The sequence below is a fragment of the Aeromonas sp. S11(2024) genome (assembly GCF_041402345.1).
GTDB lineage: Bacteria > Pseudomonadota > Gammaproteobacteria > Enterobacterales > Aeromonadaceae > Aeromonas > Aeromonas veronii.
The window spans coordinates 1-19,480 of the sequence record NZ_JBGLRC010000041.1 but is presented as its reverse complement, the minus strand read 5'-3'; the positions used below and the strand labels follow the sequence as shown (position 1 = coordinate 19,480).

Sequence of the window (19,480 nt, the reverse complement as noted above, 5' to 3'; positions counted from 1 at the left end):
CTCACGCACAAAGTTGAGTAACTGAGCCAATTGGGGGCGGTCGTCCCTTGCCCCACTGACTTTCTCCTGAAAAATCGTGCTGCACTCAGCCAGTGCCTGAAGCTGGGTGTCTAGGCTCTGCCCGACGGTACTCACGCGTGCATAACCCACCAGTGCCATGGTCTCCTCCTGGTCAATAGGGCAGGGTACAATGACGGCACAAGTCAAAAGCCTTAAACCAACCCTATTGACTTGAAAACAGTGCCTTTTTAGTGCGTATTCGTGCATGTCACTAGGGCCTGAGCTATTGACCCAGCGCCAGCAGTTGGCTCCAGTAATGAGCCGTTCTGTGATTGCCGTGGATATCGATTTGCGAATGCAATCGGACTGGAAGTCGTGAACTGGGCCCTATAGGGAGGGCCTCATGATTCAGTAGAACCGCTTGCCCATTCCAGAGGGACATCAGCAGTTAACCGGGGGAAGGGGATGGGGTCCCTTTCCCCAATTTGTTGGTGAGTGGGCTCCTTCGTGGTTGCGGTTTCTGCGGTGTTCTGGTCGCTTGGCCTAGCGGGGCGTTAAGCGCAGTTGTCGCCACAGCGCCATTGAGACCATTTTCCGTCTCGTCGCTCTTGGCTTCGGGATAGAACTCCTCCAGCAGCATCGGCACCTCTTCATCGATATCTTCAAACTGGCCGTTACGCAGCAATTCACGCGCGGCCTGCTCCATCTGGTCGATGGCGAGACCTGCCTCCTGGTCACGCTGTGCCGCCACTTGTGCTTGCCTGACTGCCTCAGTCAGGTTGGTTTCTTCCCGCAAGGTTAAATCCACGTAGTAGACCGGTGTGCGGTACGACTGGGTGGTGCTCTTGGCTCGCAACCGCAGGGTGAGCGGCAGATAGCGGGTATGGCCCCCGCTCACTGCCTCCAGGTACTTCAGTCGAGCCGCCAGAGTGCGCACCGAGTTGTAGCCGGTGGTGCGGAAGATAAAGCTACCCAGCTCATCCCCTTGCCCCTCCACAAACAGGTTCAGTCGCCCGTACAGCTTGCAACCCTGTTGGCCGGCAAAGGCACAGCGCTCAGGCCCAGGGCAGCTGACCTCCTCCATGCCTTGTGCCCCCACACGTCTTGCCACCTCCCCATTCCCGACACAGAGCGGCCTGCCGGTTTGCCGGTCAAACGCGCTGTATTCCGCCCGCAGATTCAAGTCGCTGTCGTTGAACAGCACGCGCACCGGAATGGCGCGGATCTTGGTCTGCTCCTGCCCTTGGCCACTTTTCTGCGATGAGTAGTGTTGATGCAGGGGATGGAGTAACCATCCCCCCTTTTGTTGTATCTGGGTGGTGAGAGTGAAGCTGTCGTCCTTCTCCGGCACCCACTTATCCTGCTTTTGCACCAGCTTGCCGATGCAGATCCGCCCGATCACGGGCGGGGTAATCGCCAGTCCTTTGATCATGGTGTTTGCCTCAAGGGTTGAATGGTGAAACGGCGCACGCCGGGTACCGGTTTGACGTAGAGGGTGAGCAGGTCGGGATGATCCTGACCGAGCTTATCCAGGTCCGGTGCTAGCCGGTCTTTACTGCGCTTCCAGGTGATCTTGCCATCGGCAAACAGCCCGGCTGTCGCTTCACCCAAGGTGGCTTGCAACCGCTGCTTGAGCTGCGACTCCTGCAGCTCGACCGCTTCCTTTTGCTGACGCAATCGCAGCAGCTCCCCAAACAGCTGGTTGAACTCGGGAGAATCGGAGAGATCCACCGTCTGGCCATCGTCACGCGGAAACAGCCAGCTCAGGGCATTGGCGGCATCACTGGAGCCGTCAGGCTCGGGCTGCTGGTCTTGTTGCACCATCTGCCAGAACTGCGCTTCCCGCTCGGTGAGATCCTGGATCTTCTCTTCGTCACGCTCGATGCGGTAAATCCGAAAATCCTGGCCGCCGATCAGCACAGCCACTTCGGCCCAGGCATGTCCGGTGACAGCCAGCTGATGGAGTACCTGACACTGGTAAGCCACCGGCACCCCTTCCTCCCACTGGGGGGCGCTGTGATAGCTGGCAGTCTTGATCTCCAGGATGCCCGGCCCATCGGGATGGCCGACCACCTCTCGGTCGAGGTTGGCGAGCATGAAGGGTTGTTCGGGGTGTTGCAGCACTGCATTAACCCGTCGCACCTTGTAGCCTGTGCGCTTGGCATAGACCTGTGCCAGCACAGGTTCGAGCTCGATGCCCCACAGCACCGCTTCCTTATGGGAGATATCTTCCGGCTCCTTGCGACCGGTCTTCTCCAGCCACAGGCTGAGCGGGCATTTTTAGGGAGAGAGCCCCACTGCCACTGCGGCATCGGAGGAGCCAATGCCAAGTTTGCGGATAGCGAGCCACTGCTCGCGGGTTAATTGGGTAGTGGAGGCCAGCCGTAGGGCTTGGCCATATTTGGCTTTTGCTTTCATGACTAGTCCTTGTTGACGGCATAAATGGCGACGCCCGGATTGGCTTGCGCCAGTCCGGGTGAGGTCGTTATGCGGTTTGAATAGGGAAGAGGTGTTACTGCAGCAGAGTGAGTGCCTGATTCAAGGCTTGGGATTTGAGTTGGGCACCCTGACCGAACCAAGCGGAATCAAGCCGGTGATCTTGGCTGCGGGCACGGCGGTGGTGATCCACGTATTCCGTTACCGCATTGACCAGCCCCCAGGCGGTATTGCGGGAACTGGCAAGCTCTGAACCCATACCCGCACCCTGATAGAGCTCATGCAGGCGTTGTACCGGCTTGGTGAGAATGATGTTCTCCTCATCCAGCGGTTGCGCCAACAGGTCGCTGAAAAAGCGCAGCGCCTCTTCGGGGGACACGGGCCGTTGTGCCAGCGCCTTGGTCTGTGCCTTGAACTCATCCCAATGAGAGAGCCCGAGCCCAAGCGACTCTTTGACTGCAGCGGCATCGAACTGAGTGGAGTGGGGCACCTTGATGGCTCCGGTAGCACCGCGCAGTGCCATCTGCAGGGTGTTATTGCAGACCACCCGCAGCGAGGTGAACTGCGCCGTGGTGCAGAGTGTGCCGTCGCAACTGGTCGCCAGCAGCAGATAGGACTTTACCAAGTCATTGCCTTTGAGTTTGAGGTCCTGACCGGTTTTAGCCAGTGCCCACAGCTTGCGGCCGCCTTTGAGCGAGCCTGCTGTTTCCAGCTCAAAGCCACCGGCTTCCACTAGGTCTTGATAGAAGTGCAGCACCTCGTGAGGCTGTACCACGTTGTAGCGGCTTGAGACCACCGACAGAGGGGTGAGGGTATCGGAGCGATACAGCACCTTGCTATCGCTGTAGGGACGGATATGCAGTGCATCGGAGGCGACGTTAAACATCACGTCGCTCTGCTCGATGGTCCAATCCATCCCGGCTGCCTTCAGCCAGATATCGAGAGATTGTTGCGGGGGCAAGACATTGCCAAGGCCATGCCAAGGGGTTTGGCCGGTGTAGGCCATGGTGTCGATCATGTGAGCCATATCTCCTCCAGGAATAGTGAAATGCAGACATTCAGCCTGCTAACTCATGGGGGTGATATAGGTTTGAAAGTTTATTGAATAGGATTCTTTTCGATAGTGTTTCGTATTTGGTATGAAGTGCGTTCTTTTGGGTTCGGAGTATGGAAGAAATTGATAAGGCATTTGGAGGGGGAGCATAGGGATGGAGAAAGGCCCATCTGACAACAGATGGGCCTTTTTATGAGAGCAATGATTTAACCTAGCACTGCGCAGTGTGTACGCAAATGTGTACTCGGTTCATTTATTGCTGCACCAATAATACACAAGCATTTGATTTGTAAGAAAAAAATTTAATTACACGTTGAACAGGAAGTTCATGATATCGCCATCTTTGACGATGTAATCTTTCCCTTCAGCGCGCATCTTGCCCGCTTCCTTGGCGCCTTGCTCACCCTTGTAGTTGATAAAGTCTTCAAAGGCGATGGTTTGGGCGCGAATAAAGCCTTTTTCAAAGTCAGTGTGGATCTTGCCAGCCGCTTGCGGGGCGGTGGCGCCGACCGGAATAGTCCAGGCGCGCACCTCTTTCACACCGGCGGTGAAGTAGGTCTGCAGGTTGAGCAGCTGGTAGCCGGAGCGGATAACGCGGTTCAGGCCCGGCTCCTCGATGCCCAGGTCAGCCATGAACTCGGCGCGATCTTCATCGTCCAGTTCGGCGATGTCGGCTTCGATGGCGCAGCAGACCACGACCACGACAGCGTTCTCGGCGGCGGCGATTTCACGCACCTTGTCCAGATAGGGGTTGTTCTCGAAGCCATCTTCCGCCACGTTGGCGATATACATGGTGGGTTTCAGGGTCAGGAAGTTGAGGTGGCTGACGGCGGCCAGCTCTTCCTTATCCAGCTTCATGCCGCGGATCATCTGGCCGTTTTCCAGTGCAACCTTGATCTTCTCAAGCACTTCCACTTCCAGCTTGGCATCCTTGTCGCCGCCTTTGGCGCGCTTGGACTGACGGTGAATGGCGCGCTCGCAGGCGTCCAGATCCGACAGGGCCAGCTCGGTGTTGATCACTTCGATGTCGTCGGCAGGGGAGACCTTGCCGGCAACGTGAATGATGTTCTCGTCGTCGAAGCAGCGCACTACGTGGCCGATCGCTTCGGTTTCACGGATGTTGGCCAGGAACTGGTTACCCAGACCTTCACCCTTGGAGGCACCGGCAACCAGACCGGCGATGTCGACGAATTCCATGGTGGTCGGCACAACGCGCTGCGGATTGATGATGGCAGCCAGCTGATCGAGGCGGGGATCCGGCATCGGCACCACACCTGTGTTCGGCTCGATGGTGCAGAACGGGAAGTTGGCGGCTTCGATACCGGCCTTGGTCAGCGCGTTGAACAGGGTGGATTTGCCTACATTGGGCAGGCCCACGATACCGCATTTAAAACCCATGGATTGTTACCTTACTTGATGGATGCTGTTGGGGGGCGCCCGCAGGCGGCCCATGTCATGCTTGTTCTGGTCGTTGCTCATGTACCGGCACAATGCCCGTACAGGGTCAAACCGACCTAACCCTTTTCAGCCTTGAAGCTGTGCAAGCGATTCATGGCCTTGGTCATATCTTGTTTGAACAGGATATCGGTGGCGCGCAGGGACTCGTCCAGCGCGGCGTCGATCAGGTTCTGTTCACTGCTGGGAGCCTTGGTCAGGACGAAGCCAGCCACCTGCTCTTTGCTACCGGGATGGCCGATCCCGAGACGCAGCCGGAAGAAGTTATTGTTGTTGCCCATCTTGGCGATGATGTCCTTGAGGCCGTTATGGCCACCGTGACCACCACCCTGCTTGAACTTGGCGATGCCTGGCGGCAGGTCCAGCTCATCATGGGCAACCAGTATCGCTTCCGGTTCAATCTGATAAAAACGCGCCAGTGCGGCCACCGCCTTGCCAGAGAGGTTCATATAGGTGTTCGGGATGAGCAGCCGCACATCCTGCCCCTCGACCAGGATGCGGGCAGTATGGCCGAAGAACTTGGGTTCTTCACGCAGGCTGACATTGTGCCAGCGGGCCAGTTGCTCCACATACCAAGCGCCCGCGTTGTGGCGGGTCTTGGCATATTCCGGGCCGGGGTTGCCCAGTCCGACGATCAGTTTGATTTCGCTTGTCACGCTTGATGTCTTCACTCGCAGCTGCCGTGGGCACACTACCCAGGGCAATAGGACGCAATATTCTAGCCGCCGAGTGGCGATCACTCAACCAATGAGCATGTTATGGCGGGATTTGCAGCATTATTGCGGCCAATGGGTGGCTAACGGTGGGCAAACGGGCCTCTTGCAAGAGGCCCGTTTCAGTTTACCGATGGATTGTGCCCGGTTGACTACCGTCGTTATTTGGTACGCAGCAGGGTGACGGTCTCTTCATCCAGTGCGGTCAGCGTGGGACGGGCATCGCGCACATACTCCACGAAAGAGGCTGCATCGGTGCCGCAATCCACGCCGCTGGCTTTGCAATCGAGGGCCTGGCCCGGGGCATAGACGGGGCCGAGCAACTCGCCATTTTGTGCCACTTTGAGCACCGGGAAGGCGGTCTGCTTGCCATTGACGCTGGCGATGTCGACCCGCTCGCTCTTCTGACGCTGGGCATTGGCCAGTGCTTGCCAGCCATCGTTGCCGTTGGCGCTGTAGGCGTTCATCACCACCCGATAGTGCTGGCTATCCACCAGATCCTGCCACTCGCCGCTTGCGGTCTTGCGCTGCAATTGGGTCAGGGTGCCCGCTTTGCCTGCGTCGGTCTCATGGAAGGTGTAACGCAGGTGGCCGCCATAGGGGAACTTGCCGGCATGGGCGCTGGCGGGCAGGGTGGCGGTGATGGTTTCGGTCAGCAGGGCGCGCACCTCGGCGCCAGTCAGGGTCAGCACCGAGAGCTGGTTCTTGAACGGCAGCAGGGTGAGGGCACTATCCCCCTCACGCCATTCGCCTGCAGGCAGGTCGGCGCGCACGCCGCCCACCGCCACCAGAGAAAAATCGACCGGGCCGCCGGTCAGAGCTTGCACTGCTGGGGTATTGGCCCAGTAGAACTCCCCTTCGGCAACCAGCGGAGCCACATCTGAGCCGTGGTTGTCGCTGCCGTTGTCACCGGGACGACGGGCATTTTGCAGCTGCTCGGGGATGGTGCCGATCACAGGCCCGTAGGCTTTCTCCAGCGCTGGTTTGTAGTGGCTGTCGATGATGCCGCGCAGGCGCGGATCTTCATCCACTGTCACCAGATTGGGCTGGTTGTCGACAAACTGGCTTGCCTCTTTGCTGCGGGCATCGTCGAGCGCCTGCTTGCGCGCCGCATCGGCGAAGAAATCGCGGCTGGCCAGCAGGCTGTTGTGGCCCTGGCAGTCGGTCACCTGACCCTGGCTGTCAAAGGTCACCTGTGCCAGACCGATGGCCTGGGCGTAGGAGCCCGCCTGCACCACGCAGGTTTTGCCGATGCCATCCGGATTGGTCACCAGCTTGGCGTAATCGCCGGTCTTGCCCCAGCCGATATTGCGAAAATCGCCGAGCAGGCTGTGGGAGTGGCCGCCGACGATGGCATCGAGGCCGTTTACCTTGGCGGCCAGCGCCAGATCCCGCTCGTTGCCGATGTGGGTCAGTGCCACGATCTGATGGATCCCCTTGGCTTGCAGCATGTCGACCGTGGCCTGAGCCGAGGCGACCTCCTTGCCAAAGCGCAGCTTGCCGACGTTGGGGGCGATATTGCCCATGTCTTCCAGTACCAGACCTATGACGGCGACCAGCTGTTTTCCTTGTGGCAGGTTGTCGAGAGCGGTGACCGGACTCTTCTGGTTGCCGTCAAAGGCATAGACCACGAAGGGCTTGAGGTTGTCAGCCTTGCTGAGGGCCGGATCGGCCTTGGTGTCGAGGTTGGCGGCCAGCACCGGGAAGTTGACCCCCTCGATGAAGCGGGCCAGCTTCTGGTTATCCAGATCGAACTCGTGGTTGCCCAGCGCCATGGCATCGAGGCCGAACTGGCTCAGCAACTCGGCGTTGGCCATCCCCTCGTTGAGTTTGAAGTAGCCACTGCCCTGCCAGGCATCGCCGCCGTGCAGCAGCAGCAAGGGTTGGTTCTTGGCCAGCGCATCGGCCTGATAGGCTTTCGCCATGGTCAGCAGGCGCGGATAACCGCCAAAGCGGGTATAGAGGGTGTCCGTCTCCCCCTGCGGGGCAAAGATCTGCCCTTTGATCTCGGCATTGACCGGATCAAACTGGGAGTGGGTGTCGTTCATGTGAGCCAGGGTCAGCACGAAGGGCGGGTTTTCTTTGGCGGGCTGACAGGCGAACAGGGCGGAGGTGAGGGTCGCGAGCAGGAGGGGACGCAAGCAATTCATGGGTAAATCCTTAAGCCTGCCGGGGGCAGGGTCGTACCAGATAGCAGAAAGTTGGAAAGAGAAGGTCCAGAAAGACGAAAACCGCCTGATGGCGGTTTTCGTTATTGCTGAATCTATCAATGCTCAAACATGGCAGAGATGGACTCTTCGTTGCTGATGCGACGAATGGCTTCGGCCAGTACAGTTGACAGCGTCAGCTGCTTGACCTTGCCTACCGCTTTCATCTCCGCAGTGAGCGGGATGGAGTCGGTGATGATCAGTTCATCGATCACGGAGTTCTTGATGTTCTCGACGGCGGAACCGGAGAAGACCGGGTGGGTAGCGTAAGCGAATACACGCTTGGCACCGCGCTCTTTCAGGGCCTCTGCGGCTTTGCACAGGGTGCCGCCGGTGTCGATCATGTCATCAACGATGATGCAATCGCGGCCGGCAACGTCACCGATCAGGTGCATGACCTGGGAGACGTTCGGGCGGGGACGGCGCTTGTCGATGATGGCGATGTCGGTGTCATCCAGCAGCTTGGCGATGGCGCGGGCACGCACGACGCCACCGATGTCCGGGGAGACAACGACAGGAGACTCGAGGTTCTTGGACTTCATGTCTTCCAGCAGCACCGGGCTACCGAACACGTTGTCTACCGGAACGTCGAAGAAACCTTGAATTTGTTCGGCATGCAGGTCAACGGTCAGCACGCGATCCACACCCACGCTGGAGAGGAAGTCAGCGACAACCTTGGCGGTGATGGGTACACGGGCGGAGCGGACGCGGCGATCCTGACGGGCATAACCAAAGTAGGGGATAACGGCAGTGATACGGCCAGCTGAAGCACGACGCAGAGCATCCACCATGACGATCAATTCCATCAAATTGTCGTTGGTCGGGGCACAGGTGGATTGAATGATGAAGATATCGCCACCACGTACATTCTCATTGATCTGTACGCTGATCTCGCCGTCGCTAAAGCGACCTACGGCAGCATTGCCGAGTTTGATAAACAGGCGATCTGCGATCTTCTGGGCTAGTTCCGGCGTTGCGTTACCAGCAAACAGCTTCATGTCAGGCACGGTTTGAAACCTCGGGGTTGCATCCAGTATGTGGGGGAGTCTGAAATCAGACCCTATCGTTTTGGGGCAAACGATTTATCAAGATAACGTACAAGGTGTCTGCTGCCCAATGAATGTGATGATACCGGTAACCCGAATCCGTGGCCGAGTGCAAAACCGGCCACGTTAATCATCATCAATACCGTTCGGTAAAATTGGCTGGGGTACTAGGATTCGAACCTAGGAATGGCGAGATCAAAACCCGCTGCCTTACCGCTTGGCGATACCCCAATCATTTGAACTGTTGCAATGTGGAGAAGAGAGGTGATATGTTCTCGCCCTTGGCGACAAACCCATCAAGTCCCTTCGGCACGCAGGCCAACACTTCCCGAGCAGTCACTTCGTCTTCAAATTGAGCAAAGACGCAGGCTCCTGTGCCCGTCATTCTTGACGGCGCGTATTCTAGCAACCAGCCGAGCGCATTGGCAACCTCGGGGTGGCGCTTTTTCACCAGTGATTCGCAATCGTTTTTCCACTCGCCTTCCAGCAGGTTGTCCAGCGCCATTTTCGGCGTGGCTCTCGGCAGGTCCGGATCCTGGAATACGGCCGCGGTCGCCACATGGCAATCGGGCTTGAGCACCAGATACCAGGCATCGGGCAGTTCGACCGGTTGCAGCCGCTCGCCCACTCCTTCGGCAAAGGCCGCCTTGCCACGAACAAACACCGGTACATCAGCCCCCAACTGGACGCCGAGCGCCGCCAGTTCATCTTCACTCAAACCCGCTTGCCAGAGGTGGTTAAGCGCCACCAGCGTGGTCGCTGCATCGGATGAACCGCCGCCAATGCCGCCCCCCATGGGTAGCACTTTCTCCAGCCGGATATGGGCACCTTGCGGGCTCGGCAGGGTTGCTTGCAGCAGGCGCGCCGCCCGGATAATCAGATTCTGCTCATCCGGCACCCCGGGAATGGCCGGCGTCAGGGTGAGAGTGTCGCTATTCGGTATCACCTCGAACTCGAGCCAGTCGCTGTGGTTGAGGAAGATAAACAGGGTCTGCAGCTCGTGATAGCCATCGGGACGACGGCCATTGACGTGTAGAAACAGGTTGAGTTTGGCCGGTGCCGGCCAGCGTGTGGAAGCCATTAACGTGCAAGAGTCCATTGGTTGATCTGAAGCTTGAGGCGGCTGTTCTGGCCGGTCATGGTCAGCTGGTGCGGCAGGCGGTAGCCATCCTGATCCCGATAATCGCCATAGACGATCTGCCACTGGCCGTCACGCACGCTGGCCAGACTGCTGTCGGGGTTGAGTTCAAACTCCGCCTGACCCGGCAGCCCCTTAATCCACTCTGGCAATCCCGCAACCGGAATATTCCAGCCGGTCAGTTGATAGATGAGTGCTTCGGCATCCTGGCTCTGGTGGCGATTGCCGTCGCTGTCGAGCAGGGTGATCTCCCCCTTGCTGCGGGAGAGCTCCAGAATGCTGGTGCCGATCAGGCTGGTGAGGTTGAGGCGATAATCCTCCCCATCCTGCTGCCAGTTGAGACGGGCGCTGCCCTTTTGCTGTGGCGTGATGATGGCCATCTTGCCGGATAGCTGCCAGTGGGTCAGTTGCTCGAGACGGGTCCGCTCCTGGTTCCAGTTCACCTGGTCACGCTGGGGCTGGGTGGTGGCACAACCGGCCAGCAACAGCAGGCAGGTGAGGGTAAAAATACGTAGCAGCAAGAGACGGCTCCAGAGAGAGGAATTTGCCACAGTATACGGGGCGGCCGTATTGCTTTTAAAGACTTACCCTTTCTCGTACAATTGGCAGCCTTTGCACCCAGCGTATGAAATGATCGTCGCCCACTCATGAGTTTGCTTGCCCTCGGAATCAACCACAACACCGCCAGTGTCGCCTTGCGGGAACGGGTCGCCTTTGGCCCGGACTGCATCGATCGCGCCTTGCGTGAGCTGGTGAGCCAACCCGGTGTCAGCGAGGCGGTGATCGTCTCCACCTGCAACCGGACCGAACTCTATTGCAATCTGGAGGAGGAGCGGCAGGAGCAAGTGCTGCGCTGGCTGCAGCAGTTCCACGGGCTGGACGCGGCCGAACTGGTCACTGCCATCTATCAGCATCACGATGAAGAGGCGGTGCGCCACCTGATGCGGGTGGCGTGCGGGCTCGACTCGCTGGTGTTGGGGGAGCCGCAGATCCTGGGGCAGATCAAGCAATCCTACGCCCATGCCCAGCAGGCGGAGTCGGTGAAGGGAGCGCTGGAGCGGCTGTTCCAGAAATCCTTCTCGGTGGCCAAACGGGTGCGTACCGATACCGAGATTGGCGCCAGTGCCGTGTCGGTGGCGTTTGCCGCCGTCAGTCTGGGTCGGCGGATCTTCTCCGATCTCTCCCAGACCAAGGTGCTGCTGGTCGGGGCGGGGGAGACCATTGAACTGGTTGCCCGTCACCTGCGCGAGCAGAACGTCACCAAGATGATGGTGGCCAACCGCACCCTGCAGCGCGCCCAGACCCTGGCGGCCGAATTCGGTGCCCAGGTGATGACGCTCGAAGAGATCCCCGACTATCTGCACGAGGCGGATATTGTCATCAGCTCGACCGCCAGCCCACTGCCCATCATCGGCAAGGGGATGGTGGAGCGCGCGCTGAAGGCCCGCCGCTTCAAACCCATGTTTCTGGTGGATATTGCCGTGCCGCGCGACATCGAAGCCGAAGTCGATGAGCTCTCCGATGCCTATCTCTACACGGTGGATGATTTGCAGGGGATCATCGAGCAGAACCTCGAAACCCGTAAACGGGCTGCCGCACAGGCGGAAGTGATCGTGCAGGAAGAGCGCGACGAGTTTATGGGCTGGTATCGCGGCCAGAGCTCGGTCGATCTCATTCGCGATTACCGCCATCAGTCACAGCAAGTGGCTGATGAAGAGTTGCAACGGGCCCTGCTGGCATTGGCGCAGGGCGAGAGTGCCGAACAGGCGCTCAAGGCGATGGCCCATCGCCTCACCAACAAATTGATCCACGCGCCGACCCAGGCGTTGCGCCAGGCTGCCTCCCAGGGGGATCAGAGCGAGCTCTCCCGCTTGCGGCAGGCGCTGGGGTTGTCACAAGAGCCATAATTTTCGGGCAACCTGCCGGTTGTCCCGTCCTCCATTGAGAATGCAAGAGTTATGAATCCGTCACTGATCAGAAAGCTGGAAGGCCTCATCGAGCGCCACGAAGAAGTACAGGCCATGCTCGGCGAGCCGGATGTGGTCTCGGATCAGGATCGCTACCGCGCCCTGACCCGCGAATATGCCCAGCTGGAAGATATCGTTCACGCCTTCCAGCGTTACCGTCAGGCTCAGGATGATCTGGAGACCACCCAGATGATGCTGGAGGAGGACGATGCTGACCTGCGCGAGATGGCGCAGGAGGAGCTGCCGCTGGCCAAGGCCAATCTGGAGGCGCTGGAGCAGGAGCTGCAACTGATGTTGCTGCCCAAGGATCCCAAGGATGACAATAACTGCTATCTGGAGATCCGCGCCGGTGCCGGTGGCGACGAGGCGGCCATCTTTGCCGGTGACCTGTTCCGCATGTATTCACGGTTTGCCGAGCGTCAGGGCTGGCGCGTCTCCATCGTCAGCTGCAATGACGGTGAATACGGTGGCTACAAGGAGGTGATCGCCAAGATCGACGGCGAGCGCGTCTATGGCCGCCTCAAGTTTGAATCCGGTGGTCACCGGGTACAGCGGGTACCGGAGACCGAATCTCAGGGGCGGGTGCACACCTCCGCCTGTACCGTCGCCGTGCTGCCGGAAGTGCCGGAAGCCGAGCAGATCGAGATCAACCCTTCAGATCTGAAGATCGACACCTTCCGTGCCTCCGGTGCCGGTGGTCAGCATGTCAACAAGACCGACTCGGCCATCCGCATCACCCACCTGCCGACCGGTCTGGTGGTGGAGTGTCAGGACGAGCGCTCCCAGCACAAGAACCGCGCCAAGGCGATGTCGGTGCTCTCCGCCCGCCTGCAAGCGGCCGAGGATGAGCGCCACCGCGCCGCCGAGCAGAGCACCCGCCGCAATCTGGTGGGCTCCGGCGATCGCTCCGAGCGCATTCGTACCTACAACTACCCGCAGGGTCGCCTCTCCGAGCACCGCATCAACCTGACCCTCTATCGCCTCTCCGAAATTTTGGAAGGGGATCTGGACTGCGTCATCACACCGCTGGTGCAGGAGTATCAGGCCGATCAGCTCGCCTCGCTGGCCGAGAACAACTGATGCAAATGGTGATCCGGCAAGCTCGCATTAAGTGTCGTGCCCATAAGGTGGAGTGGCACTGATGCAGATCCAGCAGGCCCGCGCCCATATCATGACTGTGTTGGCTGAGGGGGAGTCCCCCCGCGCCGATGCCGATGTACTGCTCTGCCATCTGCTCGGGTGTCGTCGCAGCTATCTGATGACCTGGCCCGAGCGTGAGCTGGATGCCGCCCAGCAGGCCACCCTGCAGGGGTGGCTGGCTCGTCGTCTCAACGGCGAACCCATCGCCCATCTGGTGGGCGAGCGGGAGTTCTGGTCGCTGCCGCTGAAAGTGAGCCCGGCGACCCTGATCCCGCGCCCCGATACCGAGGTGCTGGTGGAGCAGGCGCTGACCAGAATCCCGCAGGGGCCGTACGCCGTGCTGGATCTCGGCACCGGCACCGGCGCCATCGCGCTGGCGCTCAAGTCCGAGCGGCCCGAGGTCGATGTGTGGGCGGTGGATCGGATGGCGGATGCCGCGGCGCTGGCCCGCGAGAACAGCGCCGCGCTGGGGTTGCCCATCGAGGTGCGCGACGGTAGCTGGTTCGAGCCCCTTGGCGAGCCGGATCGCGACAATACGCCACGTTTTGCGGTGATTGTCTCCAATCCCCCCTATATTGATGGCGCCGATCCCCATCTCGAGCAGGGTGACGTGCGCTTTGAACCCCGCTCGGCGCTGGTTGCCGATGACGCCGGGCTGGCTGATATCCGCCACATCGTGGCCCATGCTCCCGCTTATCTGTTGCCTGACGGCTGGTTGCTGCTGGAACATGGCTGGGATCAGGGGGAGGCGGTGCGTCAGTTGCTGCGTGATAGCGGCTACCGCGAGGTAGCCACGGTGCGCGATTACGGGGATAACGACAGGGTGACGCTGGGCCTCTGCCCGCTGCGCTGACGGTTCCTCACTGTTACACGGCGGGTTGCCTGTGCGCCCCCATGCAAGGATTGAATATGGTTTTTGTGCTCAAACACCTGCACCTCACCCTGATTGCCGGGGCCGTGCTGATGTTTATGCTCCGCTTCTACTGGGTACAGACCGCCACTGGCCGAGCCTATAGCGCGCCGGTGATGAAGGTCAGCGGCTGGCTCAACGGTCTGGTGGTGCTCTCCGGCGTATTGCTCTGCATGGTGCTGGATCTCAACCCGCTCAATAACGGAACGCCCTGGCTCAGCGAGAAGCTGATGGCCATTCTGGTGCTGGTATTTCTGGCGGCGATGGCGCTGCGGCTGGCCAAAAGCAATCTGGTGCGCTGGTGCTCCTTTCTGGGGGCGCTCGGCTGGATCTACTTTATTGCCAAGTTGGCAGTGCTCAAACAGACGAGTGTGTTCGGCTAAGGCATGAAGAGAATGTTACACATAGACGAATGGACCGATTTTGAAGCCCACGACATCACCGAGCTGGCGTTGTCAGTCAGCGACGAGATTTATGGCTCGGTCGAGGAGGGGATCCGCGAGTTGAACCTGCTGGACGAGTGGCTGGATGAGCAGATTGAAGAGGGCACCTGCGACGAGGTGCGCCAGCAGTTGCTGCAGGGCTTCTACCACAGCCTCGGTTTTCATGGCGACTGGCAGGATTATTTCTCTGCCAACAACTGCGATCTCAATCAGGTGCTGGTTCAGCGCAAGGGGATCCCGGTCAGCCTCGGTATTCTCATCATCCAGCTGGGACGCAAGCTTGGGCTCGATGTGGAGGGGATCTGCTTCCCCGGCCACTTCCTGGTGAGCTTTGCCGGTGGTGAGGGGGAGGTCTATGTCGACCCCTTTACCGGCGACGAGCTGAGTCTGGCCCGCATCGAGCTGCTGCTGCGCGGTGCGTTGGGGGACTTGGCGACCCTCACTCCCGACTACCTGCAGCCCTCCGGCCAGTGGGAGATCATTGAACGGCTGCTCAACGTCAGCAAGGGGGCCCTGCTGCGGGAAGATCGCATGCCCGAGGCGCTGCGTTGCAGCGAGCTGTTGTTGCGGATGAAGCCCGGCGATCCGCTGGAGACGCGGGATCGCGGCTTTATCTACGAGCAGCTCGATTGCCCGCGCCAGGCCGCAGACGATTTTGAATATTTTATTGAACAATGCCCGGACGATCCGGTGGCCGATGTGCTGAAAGTGCAACTGGCCGCGCTGGATCTGAGCCCCAAGCCCCTCCATTAAGGGCGGCTTGAAACTGAAACAGAAGAATATCAAGGCCGCTGCGTCCGGTCGCAACGGATTAACTAGGCTTCAGGCCCTTTTATTAAGGATGTCTTGGAGTTGAAACAGAAGAATATCAAGGCCGCTGCGCCCGGTCGCAACAGAGTAACTAGGCTTCAGGCCCTTTTATTAAGGATGTCTTAGATGGAACAGAAGAATATTAAGATCAACCAGATCGACGTTGCCAACGATAAACCGTTCGTGCTGTTTGGCGGCATGAACGTGCTGGAATCCCGCGACATGGCGATGGCGGTGTGCGAGAAGTACGTGGAAGTGACCAGCAAGCTGGGCATCCCGTTTGTCTTCAAGGCGAGCTGGGACAAGGCCAACCGCTCCTCCATCCACTCCTACCGCGGTCCGGGTCTGGAAGAGGGGATGAAGATTTTCCAGGAGCTGAAAGCGACCTTCGGCATGCCGGTCATCTCCGATCTGCACGAACCCCATCAGGCCAAGCCGGTCGCCGAGGTGGTTGACGTTATCCAGCTGCCCGCCTTCCTGGCGCGCCAGACTGATCTGGTGGAAGCCATGGCCCGCACCGGCAACGTTATCAACATCAAGAAGCCGCAGTTCCTCAGCCCAAGTCAGATGAAGAACATCACCGACAAGTTCGAGGAGTGCGGCAACGATCAGCTGATCCTGTGCGAGCGCGGTGCCAATTTCGGCTACGACAACCTGGTGGTGGACATGCTGGGCCTGGGCGTGATGAAGAAGAGCACCGGTGGCTATCCGGTGATCTTTGACGTGACCCACTCCCTGCAGTGCCGTGATCCGCTGGGTGCCGCCTCCGGTGGTCGTCGCGAACAGGTGACCGAGCTGGCACGTGCCGGCATGGCGGTCGGTCTGGCCGGTCTCTTTATCGAATCCCACCCGGATCCGAGAATTGCTCGCTGCGATGGCCCGAGTGCCCTGCCGCTGGAGAAGCTGGAAGGCTTCCTCAAACAGATGAAGGCCATCGATGACCTGATCAAGGGCTTCGAACCCCTCGATACCTCGGCCTGATCCCGACGCTGTCATGCCTGATGAAAATGCCCCGCAATGCGGGGTATTTTTTGATAAGGATGCGGCGACAAGCACGCATAAAAAAACGGCCGATTGGCCGTTTTTTTGTGCTGATACTGCGAGTATCAGCTGTTCACTGTAGGGCGCTGATTACAGGCTCTGGGTGAAAGTACGGGTAACCACGTCACGCTGCTGTTCCGGGGTCAGGGCGTTGAAACGCACTGCGTAGCCAGATACACGGATGGTCAGCTGCGGGTACTTCTCCGGGTTTTCGATAGCATCTTCCAGAGTTTCGCGACGCAGCACGTTGACGTTCAGGTGCTGGCCACCTTCAACAGCAGGTTCAGCCTGAACCGGCAGTTCGCGGTATTCGAACTGACCCAGGTCAGCCAGTTGCACTTCTTGATCGGCAGCGAAAGCATCGCCTTTGACGCAGATGCAGCGAGCTTGTTGCTTCTCTTCGTCCAGCAGCCAGAAAGAGTTCAGCAGAGCGGTGTTGGCGGCCTGGGTGATTTGAATGCCTTTGATCATGGTATGACTCCTCAATGGGAACGCGAATCCAACTGTAAGGAAATTACCCTGATGTATTTAAGCTACCGTCGATGGCGATGACTTAAAGGGCCCTTGCCTTACACCTTTTCTTTGATGGGGTCATATATACCACGGTGGTAATATTACCAAAATTGATTTAGATCAAGAAAATCCGACAAAGCACCATTTCAATGGGATTAAATTCTTGAGTTGAATCAAAAATAGGTCATTTTTCTGATTTTGTAAGATATCCAAATTATGCATCTTTTATCTCGTTAATCTAGTAATTTAACTACATCTTTTCGGCTTTTTCTGAGGTTAATTGAGGGGTTGGCTACACTCAGCAAAAAAAAGCGAGGAGAGTGTCGGGTGAATAATGGGTGGCGAAAGTGGGCATGGCTGGCCCTGTTCTGTTGCTGGGCAAGCAGTGTTGCGGTGCGGGCCGAGACGGTGCGTATTGCTGTGGGCGAGTGGCCACCTTATATCAGTGAGGCGCTGCCCAATCAGGGCTTTCTCTGTGAGGTGGTGCGTCAGGCCTTTGCCGAAGAGGGGCTCGATGTCAGCTTTCACTTCTATTCCTGGGCCGAGGCTTACCGACTGACTCTGGAGGGGCGCTATGTGGTCACCATGCCCTGGTTTCGCTCCCGCGAGCGGGAGCAGCTTTTCTATCTCTCCGCTTCGCTCGGCCATTTCACCACTCGCCTGATAACGTTGACTGGTACACCCGTGGTCAATCTGGGTGAGCTGAAACACGAGCCGGTCGGGGTGACCCGTGGCTATTTCTATGGCGATGGTTTTGCCGCCCGCCAAGCCGGGCTCACCCTCGAGTGGTCAGATTCTGATGAAGAGAGCATGGGCAAGCTGCTCGACGGGCGGATCCACTATCTGGTGATGGATGAGCAGGTGGCACAGACTCTGTTCCAGCAGGCACTCGTTCGTCATCCCCAATCGCTGTCACTGACCGGTGCCGCCGACCCCATCTGGTCGCAACCGGGATACCTGCTAATGCGCAAGGCTGATCCCGAGGCGCGCCGTCTGATGCTGCTGTTCAATACCGGCCTGCGCAAGCTGGAGCGCTCGGGACGCCTCGCCAGGCTCTGGAAAGCGTGAGCCACGGTTGCGTCTTGCGGGCTGGCCCCCTATCCTGAGCCCTTCGTCGTATCAAGTGAGGAGGCCGGGGTGCTGACCTGGAGTGATGTGATTGGCTCTGAGAAAGAGCAGGACTATTTCAAGAGTACGCTGGCAACTGTCAGAGCCGAGCGGGAAGCGGGCAAGGTGATCTACCCGCCAGCTACCGATGTGTTCAATGCCTTCAAGCTGACCGAGCTGGATCAGGTCAAGGTGGTGATCCTGGGGCAGGATCCCTACCACGGCCCCAATCAGGCGCACGGTCTCTGTTTCTCCGTTCTACCCGGCGTGCGTACGCCCCCCTCACTGGTCAACATCTATAAAGAGATGCAGCGTGACCTGCCAGGTTTCGTCACACCCAATCACGGCTTTCTCGAATCCTGGGCCAAACAAGGAGTCTTGCTGCTCAACACTGTGCTGACGGTGCAGGCCGGTCAGGCTCACTCTCACGCCCATCTGGGATGGGAGACCTTTACCGATCGGGTCATCGAGCAGATCAATGCCAGCTGTCAGGGCGTGGTGTTCCTGCTGTGGGGTGCCCACGCCCAGAAGAAGGGACGTTTCATCGACCGCCAGCGCCACTATGTGCTGACCGCGCCGCACCCGAGCCCACTCTCTGCCCACCGCGGTTTCATCGGTTGCGGTCACTTTAGCGAGACCAATCGCTTGCTGGAACAACAGGGCAAGAGTCCGATAGAGTGGAAATCTGTCTGCATCCCACTTGATTGAGTGCAAAGTTCGGGCGACAAATGACCGTATACTCAGGGACATAAGATTAATTCAGAGCCAAGGAGTGCCCATGTTATCCAGTCTGCACAAGGACCATCTCAACATCGCCCGACTTTTGGAGCTGCTCAAGCACAAGCTGGCAGCCATTCGTGCCGAAGAGCCCATCAGCTATTTTCTGGTGCGCGATGTCATCGACTACCTGCGGGAGGTCTCTGACAAGTACCACCATCCCAAGGAAGACCTCATCTATGACTACTACCTGAAATATCGGGTGGTGGAGGGTGAGGTCGCCAACCGCCTGCAGGAGGAGCACGTCAAGCTGCTGGAGGCCGGGGCCGATCTCAAGGAGATGGTGGAGATGATCCTGATGGATGCGGTGATCCCCCTCGATCAGTTCACCACCAAGCTGGAGCGCTTCGTGGAGCTGCAAGAGGCACACATGAACTATGAAGAGGGGGTGATCTTCCCCCATCTGCGTGACTCCCTGACCGAGGATGACTGGCGTCATCTGGAGCAAAACTGGCAGAACCGCGCCATTGGCGACCCCCTGTTCGGGGCTGAGGTGAGCCAGCACTTCCAGGCACTGGCCAAACGCCTCTCTTTGCCGCTCACTAACGGCTAAAACGAGCCCGTACCCGCCGCGTGGCGGGTATTGTGTGAGTGCAACTTGAGTGAAAACAGAAAGGCCTCCATCCGGAGGCCTTTTGCATGGTGGAGCAAGCTTACGCCTGTGGTTTCAGGAAGTTGCGATAGAGCATATAGAGGTGGGCCGAGCTCCAGCTGAAGTTGCTG

General features: G+C 58.8%; 18 protein-coding genes, 1 tRNA gene and 2 pseudogenes. 9 read left to right on the top strand and 12 right to left on the bottom strand.

Annotation, left to right across the window (positions count from 1 at the left end):
• The 11 genes and pseudogenes from ACB040_RS20020 to lolB all read right to left on the bottom strand — a co-directional run.
• The coding region (locus ACB040_RS20020) for a recombinase family protein (RefSeq protein ID WP_371154943.1) at window positions 1-159 on the bottom strand (159 nt) is incomplete at its 3' end.
• 289 nt (window positions 160-448) lie between these two features.
• Window positions 449-1,432: a hypothetical protein gene (locus tag ACB040_RS20015; protein ID WP_371156213.1), complete on the bottom strand. Its 984-nt coding sequence runs from the start codon at window positions 1,430-1,432 to the stop codon at window positions 449-451.
• Window positions 1,429-2,418: pseudogene (locus ACB040_RS20010) on the bottom strand (YqaJ viral recombinase family protein). Before ACB040_RS20010 ends, ACB040_RS20015 begins: the two are co-directional and overlap by 4 nt.
• Before the next feature lie 94 nt (window positions 2,419-2,512).
• Complete coding sequence (locus tag ACB040_RS20005) at window positions 2,513-3,463, bottom strand: DUF932 domain-containing protein (RefSeq protein ID WP_371156215.1); 951 nt, start codon at window positions 3,461-3,463, stop codon at window positions 2,513-2,515.
• 333 nt (window positions 3,464-3,796) lie between these two features.
• The gene (gene ychF, locus ACB040_RS20000) at window positions 3,797-4,888 is read right to left on the bottom strand and encodes a redox-regulated ATPase YchF (protein ID WP_005353921.1); all 1,092 of its coding nucleotides are present in this window, start codon (window positions 4,886-4,888) and stop codon (window positions 3,797-3,799) included.
• A gap of 116 nt (window positions 4,889-5,004) precedes the next feature.
• Window positions 5,005-5,601, bottom strand: coding sequence for an aminoacyl-tRNA hydrolase (gene pth, locus ACB040_RS19995; protein WP_058059203.1), 597 nt, complete (start codon window positions 5,599-5,601; stop codon window positions 5,005-5,007).
• Window positions 5,602-5,819: 218 nt separating this feature from the next.
• Window positions 5,820-7,808, bottom strand: a complete 1,989-nt coding sequence (locus ACB040_RS19990) for a bifunctional UDP-sugar hydrolase/5'-nucleotidase (protein WP_203118598.1) — start codon at window positions 7,806-7,808, stop codon at window positions 5,820-5,822.
• A gap of 116 nt (window positions 7,809-7,924) precedes the next feature.
• A complete protein-coding gene (locus ACB040_RS19985) occupies window positions 7,925-8,872 on the bottom strand; it encodes a ribose-phosphate pyrophosphokinase (protein WP_005343846.1) in 948 nt (315 codons plus the stop codon).
• A 195-nt stretch (window positions 8,873-9,067) separates the two neighbouring features.
• A tRNA-Gln gene (locus ACB040_RS19980) sits at window positions 9,068-9,142 on the bottom strand.
• Window positions 9,122-9,992: pseudogene (gene ispE / locus ACB040_RS19975) on the bottom strand (4-(cytidine 5'-diphospho)-2-C-methyl-D-erythritol kinase). Before ispE ends, ACB040_RS19980 begins: the two are co-directional and overlap by 21 nt.
• Window positions 9,992-10,570 carry a lipoprotein insertase outer membrane protein LolB gene (gene lolB / locus ACB040_RS19970; RefSeq protein ID WP_005353907.1) on the bottom strand — a complete coding sequence of 193 codons (579 nt, stop codon included), beginning with the start codon at window positions 10,568-10,570 and terminating at the stop codon, window positions 9,992-9,994. The pseudogene ispE and the gene lolB overlap by 1 nt, the downstream one beginning before the upstream one ends.
• Before the next feature lie 126 nt (window positions 10,571-10,696).
• Between lolB and hemA the strand changes: the two genes are divergently transcribed.
• The 6 genes from hemA (at window position 10,697) to kdsA (ending at window position 16,300) form a co-directional block, all read left to right on the top strand.
• Complete coding sequence (gene hemA, locus ACB040_RS19965; RefSeq protein ID WP_005362209.1) at window positions 10,697-11,956, top strand: glutamyl-tRNA reductase; 1,260 nt, start codon at window positions 10,697-10,699, stop codon at window positions 11,954-11,956.
• Between the two features lie 51 nt (window positions 11,957-12,007).
• Window positions 12,008-13,096, top strand: coding sequence for a peptide chain release factor 1 (gene prfA, locus ACB040_RS19960; RefSeq protein ID WP_005353897.1), 1,089 nt, complete (start codon window positions 12,008-12,010; stop codon window positions 13,094-13,096).
• Between the two features lie 61 nt (window positions 13,097-13,157).
• Window positions 13,158-14,009, top strand: coding sequence for a peptide chain release factor N(5)-glutamine methyltransferase (prmC, locus tag ACB040_RS19955; RefSeq protein ID WP_338772243.1), 852 nt, complete (start codon window positions 13,158-13,160; stop codon window positions 14,007-14,009).
• Window positions 14,010-14,065: 56 nt separating this feature from the next.
• Window positions 14,066-14,449 (top strand): SirB2 family protein, encoded by a 384-nt coding sequence (locus ACB040_RS19950; protein WP_005334939.1) that lies wholly within the window; start codon window positions 14,066-14,068, stop codon window positions 14,447-14,449.
• Window positions 14,450-14,461: 12 nt separating this feature from the next.
• The gene (locus tag ACB040_RS19945) at window positions 14,462-15,262 is read left to right on the top strand and encodes a SirB1 family protein (RefSeq protein ID WP_005362204.1); all 801 of its coding nucleotides are present in this window, start codon (window positions 14,462-14,464) and stop codon (window positions 15,260-15,262) included.
• Between the two features lie 183 nt (window positions 15,263-15,445).
• A complete protein-coding gene (kdsA, locus tag ACB040_RS19940) occupies window positions 15,446-16,300 on the top strand; it encodes a 3-deoxy-8-phosphooctulonate synthase (protein ID WP_158109807.1) in 855 nt (284 codons plus the stop codon).
• Between the two features lie 150 nt (window positions 16,301-16,450).
• On the opposite strand, the gene grcA is transcribed toward kdsA, so the two are convergent.
• Window positions 16,451-16,831, bottom strand: coding sequence for an autonomous glycyl radical cofactor GrcA (grcA, locus tag ACB040_RS19935; protein ID WP_005334936.1), 381 nt, complete (start codon window positions 16,829-16,831; stop codon window positions 16,451-16,453).
• A gap of 369 nt (window positions 16,832-17,200) precedes the next feature.
• Between grcA and ACB040_RS19930 the strand changes: the two genes are divergently transcribed.
• From ACB040_RS19930 to ACB040_RS19920, 3 genes are all read left to right on the top strand, one after another.
• The gene (locus ACB040_RS19930; RefSeq protein ID WP_338772242.1) at window positions 17,201-17,941 is read left to right on the top strand and encodes a transporter substrate-binding domain-containing protein; all 741 of its coding nucleotides are present in this window, start codon (window positions 17,201-17,203) and stop codon (window positions 17,939-17,941) included.
• Window positions 17,942-18,010: 69 nt separating this feature from the next.
• Window positions 18,011-18,688 carry a uracil-DNA glycosylase gene (gene ung, locus ACB040_RS19925; protein ID WP_005353881.1) on the top strand — a complete coding sequence of 226 codons (678 nt, stop codon included), beginning with the start codon at window positions 18,011-18,013 and terminating at the stop codon, window positions 18,686-18,688.
• Window positions 18,689-18,758: 70 nt separating this feature from the next.
• Entirely contained in the window at window positions 18,759-19,310 is a 552-nt protein-coding gene (locus tag ACB040_RS19920) for a hemerythrin domain-containing protein (RefSeq protein WP_005362195.1), read from the top strand.
• The last annotated feature ends 170 nt before the right edge of the window (window positions 19,311-19,480 follow it).

Excerpts from the sequence above, each read along its gene's own strand:
- ACB040_RS19945 (WP_005362204.1), top strand. The coding sequence starts at position 14,462 with ATGTTACACATAGACGAATGGACCGATTTTGAAGCCCACGACATCACC.
- ACB040_RS19950 (WP_005334939.1), top strand. The coding sequence starts at position 14,066 with ATGGTTTTTGTGCTCAAACACCTGCACCTCACCCTGATTGCCGGGGCC.
- ACB040_RS19990 (WP_203118598.1), bottom strand. The coding sequence starts at position 7,808 with ATGAATTGCTTGCGTCCCCTCCTGCTCGCGACCCTCACCTCCGCCCTG.
- ychF (WP_005353921.1), bottom strand. The coding sequence starts at position 4,888 with ATGGGTTTTAAATGCGGTATCGTGGGCCTGCCCAATGTAGGCAAATCC.
- ACB040_RS20005 (WP_371156215.1), bottom strand. The coding sequence starts at position 3,463 with ATGGCTCACATGATCGACACCATGGCCTACACCGGCCAAACCCCTTGG.
- prfA (WP_005353897.1), top strand. The coding sequence starts at position 12,008 with ATGAATCCGTCACTGATCAGAAAGCTGGAAGGCCTCATCGAGCGCCAC.
- kdsA (WP_158109807.1), top strand. The coding sequence starts at position 15,446 with ATGGAACAGAAGAATATTAAGATCAACCAGATCGACGTTGCCAACGAT.
- grcA (WP_005334936.1), bottom strand. The coding sequence starts at position 16,831 with ATGATCAAAGGCATTCAAATCACCCAGGCCGCCAACACCGCTCTGCTG.
- ACB040_RS20015 (WP_371156213.1), bottom strand. The coding sequence starts at position 1,432 with ATGATCAAAGGACTGGCGATTACCCCGCCCGTGATCGGGCGGATCTGC.
- hemA (WP_005362209.1), top strand. The coding sequence starts at position 10,697 with ATGAGTTTGCTTGCCCTCGGAATCAACCACAACACCGCCAGTGTCGCC.
- ACB040_RS19920 (WP_005362195.1), top strand. The coding sequence starts at position 18,759 with ATGTTATCCAGTCTGCACAAGGACCATCTCAACATCGCCCGACTTTTG.
- prmC (WP_338772243.1), top strand. The coding sequence starts at position 13,158 with ATGCAGATCCAGCAGGCCCGCGCCCATATCATGACTGTGTTGGCTGAG.